At 72.5% G+C, this 17,267-nt stretch carries 19 protein-coding genes; 12 read left to right on the plus strand and 7 right to left on the minus strand.

Going from position 1 to position 17,267, the window contains the following annotated elements; genetic code table 11:
• Window positions 1-21: 21 nt before the first annotated feature.
• The 11 genes from ACEUEL_RS14910 (at window position 22) to nikR (ending at window position 8,201) form a co-directional block, all read left to right on the plus strand.
• The gene (locus tag ACEUEL_RS14910; RefSeq protein WP_405707020.1) at window positions 22-1,047 is read left to right on the plus strand and encodes a DUF2157 domain-containing protein; all 1,026 of its coding nucleotides are present in this window, start codon (window positions 22-24) and stop codon (window positions 1,045-1,047) included.
• Window positions 1,044-2,165 (plus strand): DUF4401 domain-containing protein, encoded by a 1,122-nt coding sequence (locus ACEUEL_RS14915; protein WP_405707022.1) that lies wholly within the window; start codon window positions 1,044-1,046, stop codon window positions 2,163-2,165. The genes ACEUEL_RS14910 and ACEUEL_RS14915 overlap by 4 nt, the downstream gene beginning before the upstream one ends.
• Entirely contained in the window at window positions 2,162-2,683 is a 522-nt protein-coding gene (locus ACEUEL_RS14920) for a GDYXXLXY domain-containing protein (protein ID WP_405707024.1), read from the plus strand. The genes ACEUEL_RS14915 and ACEUEL_RS14920 overlap by 4 nt, the downstream gene beginning before the upstream one ends.
• A gap of 106 nt (window positions 2,684-2,789) precedes the next feature.
• Entirely contained in the window at window positions 2,790-3,566 is a 777-nt protein-coding gene (locus tag ACEUEL_RS14925; RefSeq protein ID WP_405707026.1) for a DUF4198 domain-containing protein, read from the plus strand.
• A 2-nt stretch (window positions 3,567-3,568) separates the two neighbouring features.
• Window positions 3,569-4,183, plus strand: a complete 615-nt coding sequence (gene cbiM, locus ACEUEL_RS14930) for a cobalt transporter CbiM (protein WP_405707028.1) — start codon at window positions 3,569-3,571, stop codon at window positions 4,181-4,183.
• The gene (locus ACEUEL_RS14935; protein ID WP_405707030.1) at window positions 4,180-4,743 is read left to right on the plus strand and encodes a cobalamin biosynthesis protein CbiL; all 564 of its coding nucleotides are present in this window, start codon (window positions 4,180-4,182) and stop codon (window positions 4,741-4,743) included. The genes cbiM and ACEUEL_RS14935 overlap by 4 nt, the downstream gene beginning before the upstream one ends.
• Window positions 4,743-5,453 carry a cobalt ECF transporter T component CbiQ gene (cbiQ, locus tag ACEUEL_RS14940; RefSeq protein ID WP_405707032.1) on the plus strand — a complete coding sequence of 237 codons (711 nt, stop codon included), beginning with the start codon at window positions 4,743-4,745 and terminating at the stop codon, window positions 5,451-5,453. The genes ACEUEL_RS14935 and cbiQ overlap by 1 nt, the downstream gene beginning before the upstream one ends.
• Window positions 5,450-6,163: an energy-coupling factor ABC transporter ATP-binding protein gene (locus ACEUEL_RS14945; RefSeq protein ID WP_405707034.1), complete on the plus strand. Its 714-nt coding sequence runs from the start codon at window positions 5,450-5,452 to the stop codon at window positions 6,161-6,163. The genes cbiQ and ACEUEL_RS14945 overlap by 4 nt, the downstream gene beginning before the upstream one ends.
• A 112-nt stretch (window positions 6,164-6,275) precedes the next feature.
• Window positions 6,276-7,067 carry a hypothetical protein gene (locus ACEUEL_RS14950; RefSeq protein ID WP_405707035.1) on the plus strand — a complete coding sequence of 264 codons (792 nt, stop codon included), beginning with the start codon at window positions 6,276-6,278 and terminating at the stop codon, window positions 7,065-7,067.
• A gap of 51 nt (window positions 7,068-7,118) precedes the next feature.
• Entirely contained in the window at window positions 7,119-7,649 is a 531-nt protein-coding gene (locus ACEUEL_RS14955; RefSeq protein ID WP_405707037.1) for a hypothetical protein, read from the plus strand.
• A 78-nt stretch (window positions 7,650-7,727) separates the two neighbouring features.
• Entirely contained in the window at window positions 7,728-8,201 is a 474-nt protein-coding gene (gene nikR, locus ACEUEL_RS14960; protein WP_405707039.1) for a nickel-responsive transcriptional regulator NikR, read from the plus strand.
• Here the strand turns inward: nikR and ACEUEL_RS14965 are convergent.
• The 3 genes from ACEUEL_RS14965 to ACEUEL_RS14975 form a co-directional block, all read right to left on the minus strand.
• Window positions 8,198-8,965 (minus strand): endonuclease/exonuclease/phosphatase family protein, encoded by a 768-nt coding sequence (locus tag ACEUEL_RS14965; protein ID WP_405707041.1) that lies wholly within the window; start codon window positions 8,963-8,965, stop codon window positions 8,198-8,200. The two genes, nikR and ACEUEL_RS14965, sit on opposite strands and share 4 nt — an antisense overlap.
• The gene (locus ACEUEL_RS14970; protein WP_405707043.1) at window positions 8,962-11,112 is read right to left on the minus strand and encodes a VTT domain-containing protein; all 2,151 of its coding nucleotides are present in this window, start codon (window positions 11,110-11,112) and stop codon (window positions 8,962-8,964) included. Before ACEUEL_RS14970 ends, ACEUEL_RS14965 begins: the two co-directional genes overlap by 4 nt.
• 73 nt (window positions 11,113-11,185) lie before the next feature.
• Window positions 11,186-11,485 (minus strand): hypothetical protein, encoded by a 300-nt coding sequence (locus ACEUEL_RS14975; protein ID WP_405707045.1) that lies wholly within the window; start codon window positions 11,483-11,485, stop codon window positions 11,186-11,188.
• Between the two features lie 126 nt (window positions 11,486-11,611).
• On the opposite strand from ACEUEL_RS14975, the gene ku (ACEUEL_RS14980) reads away from it, so the two are divergent.
• Entirely contained in the window at window positions 11,612-12,424 is an 813-nt protein-coding gene (gene ku, locus ACEUEL_RS14980) for a non-homologous end joining protein Ku (protein WP_405707047.1), read from the plus strand.
• 26 nt (window positions 12,425-12,450) lie between these two features.
• On the opposite strand, the gene ACEUEL_RS14985 is transcribed toward ku (ACEUEL_RS14980), so the two are convergent.
• The 4 genes from ACEUEL_RS14985 to ACEUEL_RS15000 all read right to left on the minus strand — a co-directional run bounded on the left by ACEUEL_RS14985 (window position 12,451) and on the right by ACEUEL_RS15000 (window position 17,112).
• The gene (locus ACEUEL_RS14985) at window positions 12,451-12,948 is read right to left on the minus strand and encodes an MgtC/SapB family protein (RefSeq protein WP_405707049.1); all 498 of its coding nucleotides are present in this window, start codon (window positions 12,946-12,948) and stop codon (window positions 12,451-12,453) included.
• 13 nt (window positions 12,949-12,961) lie between these two features.
• Window positions 12,962-15,541 (minus strand): DNA ligase D, encoded by a 2,580-nt coding sequence (ligD, locus tag ACEUEL_RS14990; RefSeq protein ID WP_405707051.1) that lies wholly within the window; start codon window positions 15,539-15,541, stop codon window positions 12,962-12,964.
• Window positions 15,542-15,547: 6 nt separating this feature from the next.
• The gene (gene ku / locus ACEUEL_RS14995; RefSeq protein ID WP_405707053.1) at window positions 15,548-16,468 is read right to left on the minus strand and encodes a non-homologous end joining protein Ku; all 921 of its coding nucleotides are present in this window, start codon (window positions 16,466-16,468) and stop codon (window positions 15,548-15,550) included.
• Between the two features lie 146 nt (window positions 16,469-16,614).
• A complete protein-coding gene (locus ACEUEL_RS15000; RefSeq protein WP_405707055.1) occupies window positions 16,615-17,112 on the minus strand; it encodes a YciE/YciF ferroxidase family protein in 498 nt (165 codons plus the stop codon).
• Between the last annotated feature and the right edge of the window lie 155 nt (window positions 17,113-17,267).

A 17,267-nucleotide genomic window follows, 5' to 3' on the forward strand; every position in this document is an offset into this window, starting at 1 on the left:
AGCACGGCGGGTGAACGGCGGATGAAGGACGATGCGGCCGACCGGCCGGGCGCGCTCGACACGATCCGCCTCGACCGGGCGGCCATCGACCGGCTCGCCGCGCGGGGGCTGATCCCGGCCGCCGCCCGCGATCATGCGCTGGCGCTCATCGGGCCGCCCCGCCGCTGGGGGCTGTGGGCCGGACGGCTGATCGGCACGGTGGGCGCGGCGCTGGTGCTGGCCGGGCTGATCTACTTCTTCGCCTTCAACTGGAACGCCATCCCGCCCATGGTGAAGCTCGGCGCCATAGGCGGCCTGTTCGCGACCGCCTGCCTCGCGGCCGCCGCGCTCGGCTTCGGCCGGCCCGCCGGCGACGGCGCGGCCACGGCCGCGGTGGTGCTGGTCGGCGTGTTCCTCGCCGTCACCGGCCAGATCTACCAGACCGGTGCCGATGCCTGGACGCTGTTCGCGGCCTGGGCCGGCCTCACATTCGCCCTCGCGCTGATCGCCGCCTCGGCCGCCGCCTGGGCGGTGTGGATCGCGGTGGCGGCGGTGGCGCTATTCACCTTCTGGGACCAGACGCAGCCCGCCGACGCCACCTTCCACGCCGGCCGCAACCTCGCGCTGATGGCGCTGTTCGGCTCCGCCCTGCTGCTGCGCGAAATGCTGGCGCGCGGTGGCTATGCCGTCGCGGGCGGGCACTGGACGCGCTTTTATCTCGGCCTGACGCTGCTGGGGGTGGCGGCGCAGCTCGCCTTCCTGCTGCTGGACGAATTTCACGGCTCCGGCCGGCTCGAAGGGCTGGCGCTCGCCGTCATTCCGCTGCTGCTGCTCGTCATGGCGGGGGCCTATCGCTTTGCCATTCCCGATGTCGCCATGCTCACGGCCGTCATCCTCACCGTCTGCGCCATTGGCGATTTCGCGCTGTTCCGGGCGGTCTCGGCCGGCGCGCGGCGGCCCGATGTCGGCACCTATTTCCTGATGGGACTGGCGACGCTGGCCCTGTTCGCGCTGGCGGTGGCGTGGCTGCGCTCGATGGCCCGGCGCATGGAAGGGCATGCGCCATGACCGCTGCCACCCGCCCCGGCATCGACGCCGCCACGCTGCTCGCCGCCTGGCGCGCCGCCGGCGAGGTGCCCGCCGAGCGTGAAGCCGTGCTCGCCGAGGCGATCCGCACCGACGCCGCGCAGGAGCGCCCGCCGCTGCACCTGCGCCTCCTCTCCGCGCTCGGCACCTTCCTCGCGACGCTGTTCTTCCTCGCCTTTCTCGGCATCTCCGGTCTGATCTCCTTCGACAGCGGCAACGGCCTGCTCGTCTGGGGCATCATCTTCCTCGCCCTCGGCATGGGGCTCTCGCTCGCCCTGAATGCACAGCCGGCGGGGCTGGCGCGCGACATGCTGGCCCAGACCGGCTTCACCGCGCTGGCGCTCGGCAAGGTGATGACCGTGGGCGGCATCATGACGCTGGCGGGGGCGGACAGGCCCTTCACGCTGCCTGCGGCGATCCTCGCCGTCACCGTGCTGACCTATCCGGTATCGGCCTCGTCGCTCGACCGCCTCCTCTCGCCCTATGCCGTGGCGGTCGCCCTCATCGCCGAGATCCTGCTGCGCGACAGCCTCATCGGCGACCCGACGGCCGCGCTGACGCTGCTCTACGCCGCCGCCACGGCGCTGGCGGGGCTGCTGCTCCTGCCGCACCGCGCCCCCGTCGCGCTGCGGCCGGTCGGCCTCGCCGCGCTCGCCACCATGGGCACCATCGTCGCCCTGATCGCCGCCGGACGCGAGGTCGGGCTCGGGGCCAGCGACGTGCCGGTCGATCCGCGCCCGATCGCGGCGATCCTGACGCTGTCGCTGATCGGCCTCGTCGCCTGGGTGGCGGGCGGCGTCGCGGCGCTGGCCCGTCCGCCGCTGATGGCGGCGGTCGCCGGCATCGTGCTGCTCGGCGTCATCGGCGCGCCCGGCATCGGCTACGCGCTGGCGCTGCTGATCCTCGGCCACGCCCTGCACGACACGCCGCTCCGGGTGCTGGGCATCATCGCGCTGCCGGCGTTCCTGGTGCTCTGGTATTATGGCCGGGACATGGATTTCCTCGCCAAATCCGCTGCGCTGGTCGGCAGCGGCCTGCTGCTGCTGGCGGCGCGGGCGGTGATCGCCCTTGCCGGCTGGGACCGCGAGGCGGCGCCATGACGGCGGGCGATACCAGCGCGCGCGGCATGCGCCAGCCGGTCCGGCGGGCGCTGTTCCTGCTCGCCGGCCTCGCCGTGCTGGGCGCGTTCGGCTGGACCGTGCGCGGTTTCGAGCGGCTGATCGCGACCGGCGAGGTGGTGCTGCTGGAACTCGTGCCGGTCGACCCGCGCTCGCTGATGCAGGGCGACTATATGCGCCTCGCCTTCGCGCTGGAGCGCGAGCCGATCCGCCTCGAGACCCCGCGCGCCGTACTGGTGCTGGGGCTCGACGACCGCCGCATCGGCCATTTCCGCCGCGTGCTCGACGCCGGCGCGCCGGGCGCAAACGAGGTGGCCTTCGAGGTCGGCCGCGACAGCGACGGGAGCGCGCGCATCGAGCCGCACTCCTTCCTGTTCCAGGAGGGACAGGGCGACCTCTATGCGCAGGCCCGCTACGGCATCTTCCGCGTCGATGCCACCGGCCGTCATCTCCTCGTCGGCCTCGCTGATGCCGAGGCGCGACCGATCACGCCGCCCTGAAACCGCGCGGCGGAACGCCCGGCGCACATAGCGCTTGCAAGCCGGCGCGGGCCATGAGTATGATAACTTCAATAAATATTCATACGCTCGAACGGTCGGAGACGAGATGCCCGCCCTTCCCCTCGCGCTGCGCGCGGGCCTCGTCGGCCTTGCGCTGTCCGCCTCGTCGGCCTTTGCCCATTTCCAGGAGATCATCCCCTCCGCGGATGTGCTGCCCGATGGCGGCACCGTCACCCTCGACCTCGTCTTCACCCATCCGGTCGAGGGCGGGCCGGTGATGGAGATGAAGAAGCCGGCGCGGCTCGGGGTGCTGGTCGATGGCAAGACGACCGATCTGCTCGGCAGGGTCACCGAAAAGCCGGTCGACGGCAAGAGCGCCTGGACGCTGGCGCAGGAGCTGCCCGAGCCGGGGGCGGCGGTGTTCTTCGTCGAGCCGCAGCCCTATTGGGAGCCGGCGGAAGGCAAGTTCATCGTCCACTACGCCAAGGTGGTGGTCGACAGCTTCGCCTCGGGCGAGGGCTGGGACGCGCTGATCGGGCTGCCGGTGGAGATCCAGCCGCTGACCCGGCCGACCGGGCTGTGGGCCGGCAACCTGTTCTCCGGCGTCGTGCTGAAGGACGGCAAGCCGGTGCCCTTCGCCGAGGTCGAGGTCGAGTTCATCAATGACGGCACGGTGAAGCCGCCGAACGACGCCTTCGTCACCCAGGTGCTGAAGGCCGACGCCAACGGCACCTTCAGCTACGCCATGCCGCGCGCCGGCTGGTGGGGCTTCGCCGCGCTTGTCGAGGGCGACCGGCCGATGAAGTCGCCGGACGGCAAGGACGTCCCTGTCGAGCAGGGCGCGCTGATCTGGGTGAAGGCCACCGGGATGGACGGGAAGTAGCCATGGCCCATATCCCCGACGGCATCCTCTCCCTGCCCGTGCTGCTGGCCGGCGGGGCGATCGCCGCCGGCGGGGTGGCGCTCGGGCTGCGGCGGATGGACGACCGGCTGGTGCCGCGCGCCGGCATCCTCTGCGCCGCGGTGTTCGCGGGCTCGCTGATCGCCGTGCCGGTCGGGCCCTCCAGCGTCCATGTGCTGCTCGCCGGCCTGATGGGGCTGATGCTCGGCACCGCCACCTTCGCGGCGGTGCTGGTGATGCTGCTGCTGCAGGCGCTGCTGTTCGGCTTCGGCGGGTTGACGACGCTCGGGGTCAATACCGTCAATATCGCCTTGCCCGGCGTCGTCGCGGCGCTGCTGCTGGGGCCGGCGATCCGGCGCACCGCGCGCGCCGGCCTGCGCGCGGCGCTGGCGGGCGCGGTCGGCGCGCTGGCGGTGCTGGGAACCGGTGGCCTCGTCGCGCTGGCGCTGGCGCTGTCCTCCTCGGACTACACGCCGGTGGCGCGCGTGCTCATCGCCACCTACCTGCCGCTGGCGCTGGCCGAGGGCTTCGTGACGGCGGCCATCGTCGCCTTCCTCGCCCGCGTGCAGCCCGATGCGCTGCGGCCGCTGGCGTCATGAGGCGGCTCGCCCTCGCCGCCCTGTTCGCGCTCGCGCTGGGCGGCACCGCCGAAGCGCACAAGCTCAAGGTGTTCGCCGCGGTCACCGACGGCAATGTGGGCGGCTATGCCTTCTTCATCGGCGGCGGCCGCGCGCAGGGCGCCTCCTGGGTGGCGAAGGACGCGGCCGGCACCGTGATCGCCGCGGGAACCACCGATACCGAGGGCCGCTTCAGCTTCCGGCCGCCGGCGCGGCCCGCCTCCGACATCACCGTGACCGTCGACACCCACGAGGCCCACATCGCTTCGGCGACCCTCGAGGCGGCGCGATTCGGCGCCGTGGCCGCGGCACCGTCTTCGCCGCCGCCGGATGCCGCACCGGCAAGCGCCCCGGCCGCCCCCCTGTCGGGCGCGGACACCGCCGCGCTGGTCGAGGCCGCCGTGCAGCGGCAGGTCGAGCCGCTGCTGGAGCGGATCGAGGCGATGGATTCGCGCCTGCGGATGGTCGACATCCTCTCCGGCCTCTTCTTCATCTTCGGGCTGGCCGGAATGGGCCTGTGGCTGCGCGCGAGGCGCTCCTGATGCGGCCCGCGGATCTGCGGCTGCGCCTCGTCGCCGCCTTCGCGGTGATCGTCTGCATCGCGCCGCTGCACAGCCTCCCCGTCGCCGCCGCCGTGCTCGCCGCCGCCGTGCTGCTGGCCGCAGGGGGCGGCCGCGTGACCGGGCTCGCGCATCGGCTGCTGCATGTCGAAGCCTTCATGCTGCTGCTGTTCGCGACGCTGCCCTTCACCGTGCCGGGCGAGACGCTGTTCACGCTCGGGCCGCTCGCCGCGAGCCGGGAAGGCGTCTGGCGCGCCGCGCTGATCGCCTGCAAGGTCTCCGCCTCGGTGCTGGTGCTGACGGCGCTGCTGGGCGATGTGGAGCCGGCGCGGCTCGGCACCGCGCTGCGCGCGCTGCACATGCCCGAGCGGCTGATCCGGCTGCTGGTGACCACGGTGCGCTATGCCGGCCTGCTGCGCGCCGAGGCGGGGCGCCTGCACGAGGCGATGCGCGCGCGCGGCTTCCGGCCGCGCTCCACCCGCCATGGCTGGCGCAGCCTCGGCAATCTCATGGGCATGCTGCTGGTGCGGGCGCTCGACCGCGCCCACCGGGTGGAGGAAGCCATGCTGTGCCGGGGCTATCAGGGCCATTTTCCCTCCCGCGCCCTGCCCCGTCCCGCGCGATCCGACTGGATCGCCTTCGCCGCGCTGGCCGCCGGCGGCATGCTCGCGCTCGCGGTGGACCGGCTGTGAGCGTCCCCGTCGAGCTCCTCGATCTCAGCGTCCGGCGCGAGGGCAGCCTCGTGCTCGACGGCGTCAACCTGACGCTGGCGGCCGGCGAGCGCCTCGCCATCGTCGGCCCCAACGGGGCGGGCAAGACGACCTTGCTGCGCACCATCGTCGGGCTGGAGCGCGCGGCCGGCGGCCAGATCCGCCTGTTCGGCACGGACTGCGCGCGGGAGCGCGATTTTCGTCCCTTCCGCCCCCGCATCGGCTTCCTGTTCCAGGACAGCGACGACCAGCTGTTCTGCCCGGTGGTGATCGAGGACGTCGCCTTCGGCCCGATGAATACCGGCTGCACCGAGGCCGAGGCGCTGGCGCGCGCGCAGGCGGCGCTGGACGCGCTCGGCATCGGCCACCTCGCCGAGCGGGTCTGCCACCGGCTCTCGGGCGGCGAGAAGCGGCTCGTCTGCCTCGCCGGGCTCTTCGCCCTGCAGCCGGACGTGCTGATGCTCGACGAGCCGACCAACGGCGTCGACGCCGAGAACGGCCGGCGGCTGCGCGCCGCGCTGGCGGGTTTTCCCGGCGCGATGCTGCTGGTCTCGCATGACGACGCCTTTGTCGCCGAACTCGCCACCCGGGCGCTGGTGATGGAGGGCGGGCGGCTGGTCCCCGGCGCGATCCACGCGCATCCGCACTATCACAGCCACCGGCACGTGCACGCCGCCGGCACCGACGAATGAGACGTGCCGCGGACGCCTGACGCCAGCGGGCGAGACTGCGGATCGATGCGGATTGCCTTTGCCGCGCGGCGCCGACATGGTGCGCCTCCCGCCGCCAGAGTCCGCCGGTCCGATGCGTCGCATTTCCGATCTCGAGCTGATCGCCGCCGCCCTTTTCGCCGGTCTCGCCGCGCCGGCGGCTGCCGAACAGCGGCCCCAGCCCTACCGGCCGGTGCCCGCCACCATCGGCGCCGCGCTCACGCCGCCCGCCGACCTCGTCGCGGTGGCGCAACGGCTGGGCGAGGCGGCCCGCGCGGGCGATGACGCGGCCGTCGCGGCGCGGATCGCCGACCGGCTCGTCTTCGTCATCGCCGGCATCACCCCGGCATCGGCCCGCAAGGCGAAGACGGAGGGCCCCTGGCGCGACGGCCCACAGCGGCTGGAGGCGATCGGCGGCTATTTCATGGAGGGCGACCTGCCGCCCGCGCCCGGCGTGGACCCCGGCGCCGCCCATATCGCGCAGGCGCTTTCCGTCATCGCCGATGCCATCGCCACGCCCGAATGGGGCCGCGATCCGCTGGTGAAGGACGCGATCTGCACCTATCGCGGCGCGCGCTGGGACGCCGGGGCGGCGGCGCGGATCGACGCGGGCGCGCGCGGTCTGTACGCCCCCGCGGCAGCGAAGGTCCATGCTTCCGCGTCGGAGAATGCCGCGATCCGGGGAACGCTCGAGCCGGAACGGATTTACCTCGAGGAGACTCTCGATGGACTGCCGGACGGCTGGCGCGGCGTACGCCTGCCTTCCGGCGCGGCGGGAGCGGTGCGCGAATCCGATGTCCGCGATCCCGCCGTCTGGGGCCTGTGCTTCCGGCGCGGGCCGGCGGGCGAGTGGAAGGTCGCCGCCTTCTCCACCGCGCTGCTCTGAGCCATCGGTCGACCCGCCCTCCCCTCGTCCTCCCCGCCATCGGATCCCGCCATGATGACCCTTCTCGCCGAGACGGCCCTGCGGCTCATCGGCCTGTTCTATCTGTTCAGCGGGGTCATGGTGGTGCGCTCGCTCGCCGCGTCGTCGATGGCCGACGCGACCTACGCCGCGATCATGGGCGGGCCGCCGAACCGCGCCGAGCGCCTGCGCGAGATCTGGCTCGCCGCCGGCTCGGTGCTGATCGGCGCGGGCGGGCTGGCGCTGATGCTGCCGATCGACCTCGCAGCGGTGCTGTTCGTGCTCGGCGCGCTGCAGCAGGTGGTCTATCTCGGCCTCATCGCCCCGCGCTTCCTCGATCCGGAGGATCCGCCCGACCCAGCCGGTCGCGCGCGAACCTGGAACGCCGCGCTGGTCTATCTCGTGGCGACGGCGATCGTGGTCGGCGCGGCGTGGGCCGGGCTGCTGCCCTCCTGGCGCGACACGCCGGCCTTCCTGCTCGGGCTCGCCGCCGGCGCCGTGCTGGCGGGGGTGGCCTGGACCATCCGCGCCCTCATGTGGCGCCGCCGCGCGGGCGGGGACTGAGCGCCGACCGGGCCGGCCGGCGATTGAGCGGCATGGGGCGATGACCTAACCTCAAAGCCGACAGCGGGAGAGGCGGACATGCAGCGCACCACCATCGCCATCGACGACGAACTGGCCGGCGCGCTCGATGCCTATATGGAAGCGACCGGGGGGCTCAGCCGCTCGGAGGCGATACGGGATCTCGTCCGGCGCGGCCTCTCCACCCGCGCCGGGGCGCCGGCCGATGCGCCCTGCTTCGGCATCATCAGCTGCGCCGTCGACCAGTCCGTGCGCAACCTTGCCGCGCGGGTGCCGCAGGGCCGGCTCGACCGGCATGACCAGACGGTCGCGACCTTGTCGGTGCCGGTCGACCACACAACCTCGATCGACGTCACCGTGATGCGCGGCAGCGTGCAGGACGTGTCGAGCTATGCCGAGGCGCTGTTCCTCGAACGCGGCCTGATGCACGGCGCGCTGCAGCTCATCCCGGTGGCGGAGGATGTCGCCGCCCATTCGCACGACCCGGATTCGGCCCCCGCCCACCGCCACCTGCGGCTGCGCAGCGGCTTCTAGCCGGTGGCCATGCCGGCCGGTTCGCGCACGGACTGCGGGGTCGCCTCCCGCCCTGTCGCCTCCGCGGGCGGCGGCAGCACGATGTCGGCGATGACGGGGAGGTGGTCGGAGGCGTGGCGCGCGGCCGGGTCGGTGAAGGCGTCGCGCAGCATGCCGCGCGCACTGCAATAGATCCGGTCGAGCCGCAGCGTCGGCCAGTGCGCGGGAAAGCTGCGCAGCGCGGTCCGCTCGGGCAGCGAGCGGGCCAGTGCGCGGCGCCACCCACCGGCCGGAAACCAGTCGTTGAAATCGCCCATCATCACCATGGGCATGCCGTCTCCTGCGCGCGCGATTGACGCGAGCCGGGACAGCTGGCGGTGGCGCTCCACCAGAGCGAGGCCGAGATGCACCGCCACCAGCCGCAGCGGCCCCGCCGGCGTCGCCACCTGCGCCTCGATGGCGATGCGCGGTTCGCGCCGGCGCACCGAGAGATCGTGCAGCACCACCTCGCCGATCGGCCAGCGCGCGAACAGCACATGGCCGTAATGGCCGTCCCCCACCGCGATGGTGCGTGCCTCGGCGCGATGGCCGATGCCGAGCCCGTCGAGCGGCGCGAGGCACTCGACGCCGCGCCCGCGCGTGTCGACCTCCTGCAGCGCCAGCAGGTCCGGCCGGTGGCGGGCGACCAGCGCGGCGATGCGCTCGAGGTCGAAACGCCCGTCGGGACCGACCCCGCCATGGATGTTCCACGTCATCAGCCGCAGCGGCCGCTCCCGCCCGCTCACGCCGGCCTCCGGAACCGGGAGACGAGGTGCTGCAGGCCGAGCGAGCAGCCGATCCACAGCAATACGAAGCCGGCCAGCAGCGCGATGCGCATCAGCGAGGGCTCGGCGACGAATTCGACGATCTGCCGGCCGAGCGCGCTCAGCACGACGAGCCCCGGCAGCAGGCCGAGCACGGTGCCGATGGCGAAATCGCTCAGCCGCAGCCCGGCCGCGCCGGCGACGAGGTTGATCACCGAGAACGGCGCCAGCGGCACCATGCGCATGGTCGCCACCGTGACGATGCCGCGATCGGCGAAGGCGCGGCGGATGCGGTTGACCCGCGGCCCGATCACCCGGCGCAGCAGGCGCGCGCCCAGCCGCCGCCCGATCAGGAAGGTGGCGACGGCGCTGGTGACCGCCCCCGCCCCGGCCAGCAGCGCGCCGGTCCAGCCGCCATAGACCGCCACCGTCGCCACGATCAGCACCGAGACCGGGAAGGCGATCAGCCCGCCCAGCACATAGGCCACCACCACGACGGCCGGCGCCCAGGGGCGGTCGGCGAAACCTTCGAGCGCGGCGACCATGCGCTCCGGCTCGGCGAAGGGCGACTGCGTCCAGGCGACGATCAGGCCGGCGACCACCACCAGCGCCGCGATCAGCGCCAGCCAGAACCGCGCCCGGCCGCGTCCGTTACCGCCCTCGGCTCGGTCGTCGTAGATCGGTTCGATCGGATCGGCCAGCGCGTTGATCGGCAAAGCGAGGTCGAGCGCGTCCGGGTCGGGAAGACCGGCGAGACGTCGCCCGCCGCCGCAGGCGCGCGCAGCGGCGAGCAGACCCTCGCGCTCCACGATCATCCCGACCGCCTCGGGCTCCAGCCCGACATGCTCGCCGAGCAGCCGGTCGCGCACCGCCGCGACGCCGGCACGCTCGCGCGCGGTGCGGGCCTCGATGACGAGGTCGCATTCGGTGTCGAAGCCCATCGAGCGGTTGCAGACATTGGCCGAGCCGACCCGCAGCAGCCGGTCGTCGACGATCAGGATCTTGGCATGGACGAACACGTCCGTGCCGCCCTCGGCGCCGTCCACCTCGGGGAACACCAGCCGGGCCCGGTCGGCGAGGCCCTCCTGCCGCAGCCGCTCGCGCAGCCGCTCGCGGGCGACGCCCATCGCCTGATGCTCGAGCCAGCTCCGGTAGTGGCGCGGTGTCACCATGAGCGCTTCGAGCGCGGGTTGCGCGTGAAGGCGGGCGATCACCCGCCCGGCGAAGCGCTCGCAGGTGATGAACTGGTTCTCGACATAGAGCGAGCGCTGCGCGGTATCGATCATGTCGAAGAACAGCGCCTCGACCTCGCGCACCGCCGCCTCGCCGCGATAGGCCGGCAGCGTCCGCGCGATGCCGATCTTCGCCATGCGGAAATCGGGCGCCAGCGCCTGCGGCCAGCGCGGGCCGGGGCGGCGGGCCGGCTGAAGGCGCTCGGAGGCGGCGCGGCGCCAGCGCTCGCGGAAAAGCTCGCCCAGCGCGGCGGCGGCCGGCCCGTCCACCGCCATCTGCACGTCGTGGAAGGCGCCATAGGCGCCGCCCTGCGGGTCGATACGGCGATCATCCCCGGGGCGATGCTCGGACGTGTCCCAGCGGCGCTGGGTGATGTCGAGCCCGCCGGAAAAGGCGAGGCTGTCGTCGATCACCACGATCTTCTGGTGGTGCGAGGCGCCGAGCGGCAATTCGTCGTCGAGGCAGAGCTCGATCTGGCGGGGGGTCGACCACAGGAAGGAATAGAGCGGCATCAGTTCGCGCTCGAGCGCGAACATCACCGAATAATCCCACAGCAGCAGGCGGATGCGCAGCTCCGGGCGCCGCGTCACGAGCGCCGAGAGGAAGGCGGCTAGCGTCTCGGGGAAACCGTCGTCGGCGCGGCCGCTCGCCCCCACCAGCTTCATGCGGCTGTCGAGATCCCAGCCGGCGATGTGGATGGTCTCGCGCGCCTCCAGCATCGACGCCCGCAGCGCCCCGAAATAGGCGGCCCCGTCGACCAGCACCGCCGCCCGATCGGCCTTCTCCAGCCGCCAGATGTTGCGCCCCGGCTCCAGCACCGGGGTGTCGGCGCGCCGCCCGGACGGGGACGGTGCCGGCACGGCCGGCGGGTCGATCAGGGCGGAGCTGGGAAGCATGGCGGGCATCGTCTTTCGATAAGCGGAACCTGCGCTAACCCGGGCCCCCGCCGGCGGGTTCCGCGGGCCCGGCTCACGAGAGCAGGGCAACGGCGAGCGCGAAGCCGACGATGACCAGCAGCAGGCCGGAGACCGCGGTGGCGAAGGAGATGCCCCTCAGCGCTACGCCCTCGTCCGCATAGGGCCGACCCCGCTCGTCCGTTCCCGAGCCGACCGTCGTCTCGCCATCCGCCGTCGGCGCGGATGCGGCCGGCGGTCGCCCGGCCGCCTCGTCGTCGGTCCCGAGCGGGGCGGCGGCGGGATCGGGAAACGGCACCTTGTCGCCGGCCTTGCCGGCATCGATCCGATCGCGCAATCGCTCGCTGTCGGACATGGTTCACGCGCTCCCAAAGCTCGGCCGGCCCATGGCCCAACGCCCGCCGCCGGTTTTGGTTCATCGGGTGGGGAACCCGGCGCGCCGCCGGCGATTATCGGTCCGGGACGCGGCTCGGAGGGCGAGATGGCGGCGCGCGGTTTCTGGAAGGGCTATCTCAAGCTGTCGCTGGTCACCTGCCCGGTGGCGATGGCGCCCGCCACCAGCGAGACGGAGAAGATCCGCTTCCACACCCTCAACCGCGCCACCGGCAACCGCGTCGAGGGCATCTATGTCGATTCCGAAAGCGGCGAGACCGTCGAGAGCGACGATCAGGCGCGCGGCTACGAGCGCGAGCCCGGCAGCTACGTGATCCTCGACGACGACGAACTCCAGGCGGTGGCGCTGGAGAGCACCCGCACCATCGACATCGAGACCTTCGTGCCGGCCGACAGCGTGGAGTGGATCTGGTACGACACGCCGCATTTCCTGATGCCGGACGATCCCGTCGGCGAGGAGGCCTTTTCCGTCATCCGCGAGGCGATGGCCGCCACCGGCAAGGTCGGCATCTCCCGCCTCGTGCTGCACCGGCGCGAGCGCCCGGTGATGCTGGAGCCGCGCGGGCGCGGCATCGTGCTGTGGACGCTGCGCTATGCCGACGAGCTGCGCCGGCCGGAGGACTACTTCAAGGACATCGATGAAGCCACCGACGCCGACATGATCGCCCTGGTCGGCCGCCTCATGGAGCGCCGCACCCGCGACTGGGACGCCGCGCTGGTGCACGATCCGCTGCAGGACAATCTGCGCCGGCTCATCGAGGCCAAGCAGAAGCAGCGCCGTCCCTCGCGTCGCCGCGCCAGCGCGGCGCCGGAGGACGAGAGCCCGACCAAGGTGGTCAACATCATGGATGCGCTCAAGAAGAGCCTCGCCGCCGAACAGAAGCGCGGCAAGTCGCGGTAACGGCGAGCCGGCCGTCGAGCCGGGCGCTAATCCCGGTTGTCCTTCGCGGGGGGTGGATCGACCTCGGGTTCGAGCCATCGTTCCAGCGGCTTCATCACCGCCAGCAGCACGAAGATCGCCGCCAGCGCGACGAGGATGACGTGCCAGGAGGCGATGGCGCAGGCGACGCCCAGCGCCGCCGTCACCCAGACCGTCGCCGCCGTGGTGAGGCCGTGAACCTCCATCCGGTCGCGGTCGCGCAGCACGACGCCGGCGCCCAGGAAGCCGATCCCGGTCATCACCCCCTGCACGATGCCCTGCACCACGCGGCTGGTCGCATCGGGATGGCCGGCCATGCCCTCCACCCGCATGGCCGAGAGCGCCACCAGCGCCGCGCCGAGCCCGACGAGGCCGAGCGTGCGCATGCCGGTCGGCTTGCCGCGCAATTCGCGGTTCACGCCCACCGCCATGCCGCAGCCCGCCGCCGCCAGCAGGCGCAGCAGCGCCTCGATCTCGTCCGAACTGAGCCAGAACCCCTCGGGCATGGCGGGCGCCTCCTCAGCGCGGGGAACGCGCCTTGCCCCGCTTCGGACGCGGCGCGTCCGCCGCCAGCGGCACGGCAGCGGCGCGGAAATCCGCCCACGGGTCGGCGGCAAGGTTGGCGAGGCGGGCCGGGGCGTCGGAAATGGTGAACTGATCGGCGCCGGAGATGGCGTCGAGTTCATCCCAGCCGACCGGCATCGAGACCGCGGCACCCGGCCGCGCGCGCGGGCAATAGGCGGCGACCGCCGTGGCGCCGCGCCCGTTGCGCAGATAGTCGACGAAGATGCGCCCGCGCCGGCGCGCCTTGGTGGCGACCGCGACGTAGCGCTCGGGCGCATCGGCGGCCATGGCGTCGGCGAGCGCCTTGGCGAACGACTTCGCCGCGCTCCAATCCGCCTTCGGCTTCAGCGGCACCACGACATGCAGCCCCTTGCCGCCGGAGGTCTTCACGAAGGCGGGCAGCTTCTGCGCCTCGAGCCGCGCCCGCACTTCCCGCGCGCCCTCGACCATCGCCTCCCAGCCGACGCCCTCGCCCGGATCGAGATCGAAGATCAGCATGTCCGGCCGCTCGAGGTCGGCCAGCGGCGCGCCCCAGGGATGGATCTCCAGCGCCCCGGCCTGCACCAGCGCGATCAGGCCGTCGAGATCCTCGATGACCAGGAGTTCCGCACCGTCGGCATCCGTGCGGACGCCGATCGCCTTGTTCATCCCGCGCCAGGCGTGCTTCTGGAAGAAGCAGGACTGCGTGATCCCGTCGGGACAGCGCAGCAGGGCGAGCGGGCGGGCCACGACGAAGGGCGCGATGAACGGCCAGATCTCGCTGTAATAGTCGGCCAGCCCCTGCTTGGTGACGCCGTCCTCCGGCCAGTACAGGCGGTCGGGATGGGTGAGCTTCACCCGCGGGCGCGGCCGGCCCTTCGGCGGCGTCTGCGTCTGCGCCATGGCGTCGCCCTCGTCCTCGCGCACGATCTCGCGCGCCGGCTTGTCCTCGCGCAGCCCGCGAAAGGCGGCGTGGCGCAGGTGATGCTCGCCGGTCCAGCCGCGGAATTCCACCTCGGCGACGAGCTCGGGCGCGACGAAGCGCACCCCGCGCCGCTCCTCCGCCGTCAGCGCGCCGGCGAAGGGGCTGCGCGTGCGGGCGAGCGGCGCCAGCCTCTCCCGCAGGTCGTGGGCGACCTTCTGCGAAAACCCCGTGCCGACCCGGCCGACATGGCGCAACGTGCCGGCCTCGTACACGCCCAGCACCAGCGAGCCCACCGCATCCTTCAGCGCGGTGGAGGGCACGAAACCGCCGATCACGAATTCCTGCCGGTGGCTGCACTTCGATTTCACCCAGTCGCGCCCCCGCCCCGAGCGGTAGGGCGCGTCGGCGCGCTTGGAGACCAGCCCTTCGAGGCTCAGCCGGCAGGCGTGGCGCAGCATCACCGCGCCGTCAACGGTGAAATGCTCGCTAACGCGGAGGATCGGCGGCGCCCCCGCCAGCACGCCCGCCAGCATCTCCTTGCGCACCCGCAGCGGCTCGCCCCGGAGGTCGCGGCCGTCGAGGTGGAGGAGGTCGAAGGCGTAATAGACGAAACGATCATGGCGGTCGTCGCCGAGGTCCTGCTGCAGCAGGCTGAAGCTCGACGCGCCGGCGCCGGTCTCCACCACCACCTCGCCGTCGATCAGCGCATCGTCGACCGGCAGCGCCTCCAGCGCCGCCGCCAGCGAGGGCCCGAACCGCCCGGTCCAGTCGAGCCCGGCGCGGGTCAGCAGCCGCACCCGGCGCTTGCCCCTGGCCGCCTTGTCGATCCGCGCCTGCAGCCGGTAGCCGTCGAACTTGATCTCGTGGAGCCACGCCTCGCCGGCCGGCGCCTTCGGGACCAGCGTGGCGAGCGCCGGCGGGACGAAGTCGGGCAGCGGCGCGGCAAGACCCGGCGCGGGCGCGGGCCCACCGGCGCGGCGCCGGCCCCGCGGCGGCGCGCTCGCCACCGTATCGGCCGGCGCCTTCTTCGCGCTCGCCCGGCGCTTCGCCATCGGAGCCGGCGGCGCGTCGGCGGCGATCTCGTCCAGCGTGCGCCCGGTCTTCACCGAGAGCGGCGCTTCCTCGAGGATATCGGGCGCGTCCTCGGTGCGGGCGACCTCGTCCTCGGCCTTGATCAGCAGCCAGTTGTCGGCTTTCTCGCCCCGCCGCGGCTTCAGCCGCACGAGGTGCCAGCGCCCCTGCAGCTTGGCGCCGTGCAGCGCGAATTCGAGATGGCCCTTGCGATAGCCCGCTTCCGCGTCGCCGACCGGCTCCCAGCGGCCCGTATCCCACAGCATGACGGTGCCGCCGCCATACTGGCCTTTCGGAATGGTGCCCTCGAAGCTGCCGTAGTCGAGCGGGTGATCCTCGACATGCACGGCGAGGCGCTTCTCGCCCGGCACGAGGCTGGGGCCGCGCGTCACCGCCCAGCTTTTCAGAACGCCGTCCATCTCCAGCCGCAGATCGTAATGGAGGCGGCGCGCCGCGTGTTTCTGGATCAGATAGGCATGGCCCTCGGCCGTCCCTTCGGCACCTTCCGGCTCCCGGGTCCGGCTGAAATCGCGCTTGCGGCGATAGAGGTCGAGCGCCATGGCGCGTCATCCCGCCTTGCGCGCCGGGGCGGCACGGGCGGGCTTCCGCGCGCCCGCGCTGCGCGCCTTCTTCGTGGCCCCGCTCTTGCCGCCGCTCTTGCCGCCGCCCTTGCCGCCGGCCTTGCCCGTGGCCCCCTTGTCCCCGCCCTTGTCGGCCATCTTCGCGCTTTCGCGCAGCGCGTCGAGCAGGTTGACCACCTTGCCCCCCGCCGGCTTCTTCGGCGGGGTGATCTTGCGGCCGGCGATCTTGGCGCGCACCAGTTCCGCCAGTGCCGCGTCATAGCGGTCGTCGAAGCTTTCCGGCTGGAAGCGCCCCGCCTTGGTCTCGATGATGTGGCGGGCGAGGTCCAGCATCTCCGGCTCGATGGCGACGTCGCGGATATCCGCGAACGCCTCCTGCGCCGAGCGCACCTCGTAATCATAGTTCAGCGTGGTCGCGATGATGCCATCATCATAGGCGCGGATCAGCAGGCTGCGCGGGCGGCGGAACAGCACGGCGGTGGCGACCGCCGCCACCTGGCGCGCGCGCAGCCCCTCGCGGATCAGCGCGAAGCTGGCCTGAGACGGCTTGTCGGCGGGCTGGAGGTAATAGGGACGGTCGAAATAGAGGTCGTCCACCTGCCCGCAGGGGATGAAGCTCTCGATGCTGAGCGTCTTGTCGCCCTTCGGCGTCACCTCGGCGATCTCCTCCGGCTCCAGCACCAGATAGTCGCCGGATGCGACCTCGTAGCCCTTCACCTGATCGTCGCGTTCCACCACCGCGCCGGTCTCGCCGTCGACGAAACGGCGCGACAGGCGGTGGCCGCTGCGGCGGTTGACCATGTGCAGGCTGACGCGCTCGCTGGCGCTGACACCGGTGTAGAGCGCCACGGCGCTGACCAGTTCGCCCAGCCGGAGAAAGCCCTTCCATGTCGCCCGCGCGGCCATGCCAAACCCGCCTGCTCGCTCGCTGCGATGATCGCGGCCCATCGCCTACCCGGGCACCAACGCCGGTCGGGCGCGCCGGTTCCATCCTTCCCCGGTCCGCGCGAACGGGACGCTGGGGGCGCCGGCGGTGCCGGCGCCCGGCCGCGTCACGCCGCCTTCAGGGCCTTCTGGTTGGCGACCTGATCGGCGAGCTTGGTGAGTGCCTCGTCGGTCATCGACTCCTCCTTGAGGGTGGCGTCGAGCAGCTTCACGGCATCCTTCATGCCGAGCACCTGCGCCCAGCGCTTCAGCGTGCCGTAGCGGCTGATCTCGTAATGCTCGACCGCCTGCGCCGCCGCGGCGAGGCCGGCATCGAGCGCCGGCTGGCCCTTGAACTCCTCGAGGATCTCCTCGCCCTCTTCGAGAATGCCGTCGATCGCCGGGCAGGTCTTGCCCTGCGCGCGCTTGCCGATCATCTCGAACACCTGCTGCAGGCGCTCGATCTGGCCTTCGGTCTCGTCGCGGTGCTTCTCGAACGCCGCCTTGACTTCCGGCGACTGCGCGCCGCGCGCCATCTTCGGCAACGCCTTCAGGATCTTGCGTTCGGCGTAGTAGATGTCCTTGAGCGTCTCGTGGAAAAGCGTGTCGAGGTTCTTCTCGGCCATGGTCTGTCTCCTTGGGAAAAACGACCCCAAACCCGAGCGCACAACGATGTCGGCCCGGCTTCGTTCCCATAAGTCGCAGCCGCCTAATCTGCTACCTCTGATGGTATTTTTCCCATAGGGGGCAACGTGTTTTAGGCGTCCGCGACCGCGCGGCA

It is taken from the genome of Ancylobacter terrae (assembly GCF_045108345.1).
Classification (GTDB): Bacteria; Pseudomonadota; Alphaproteobacteria; order Rhizobiales; family Xanthobacteraceae; genus Ancylobacter.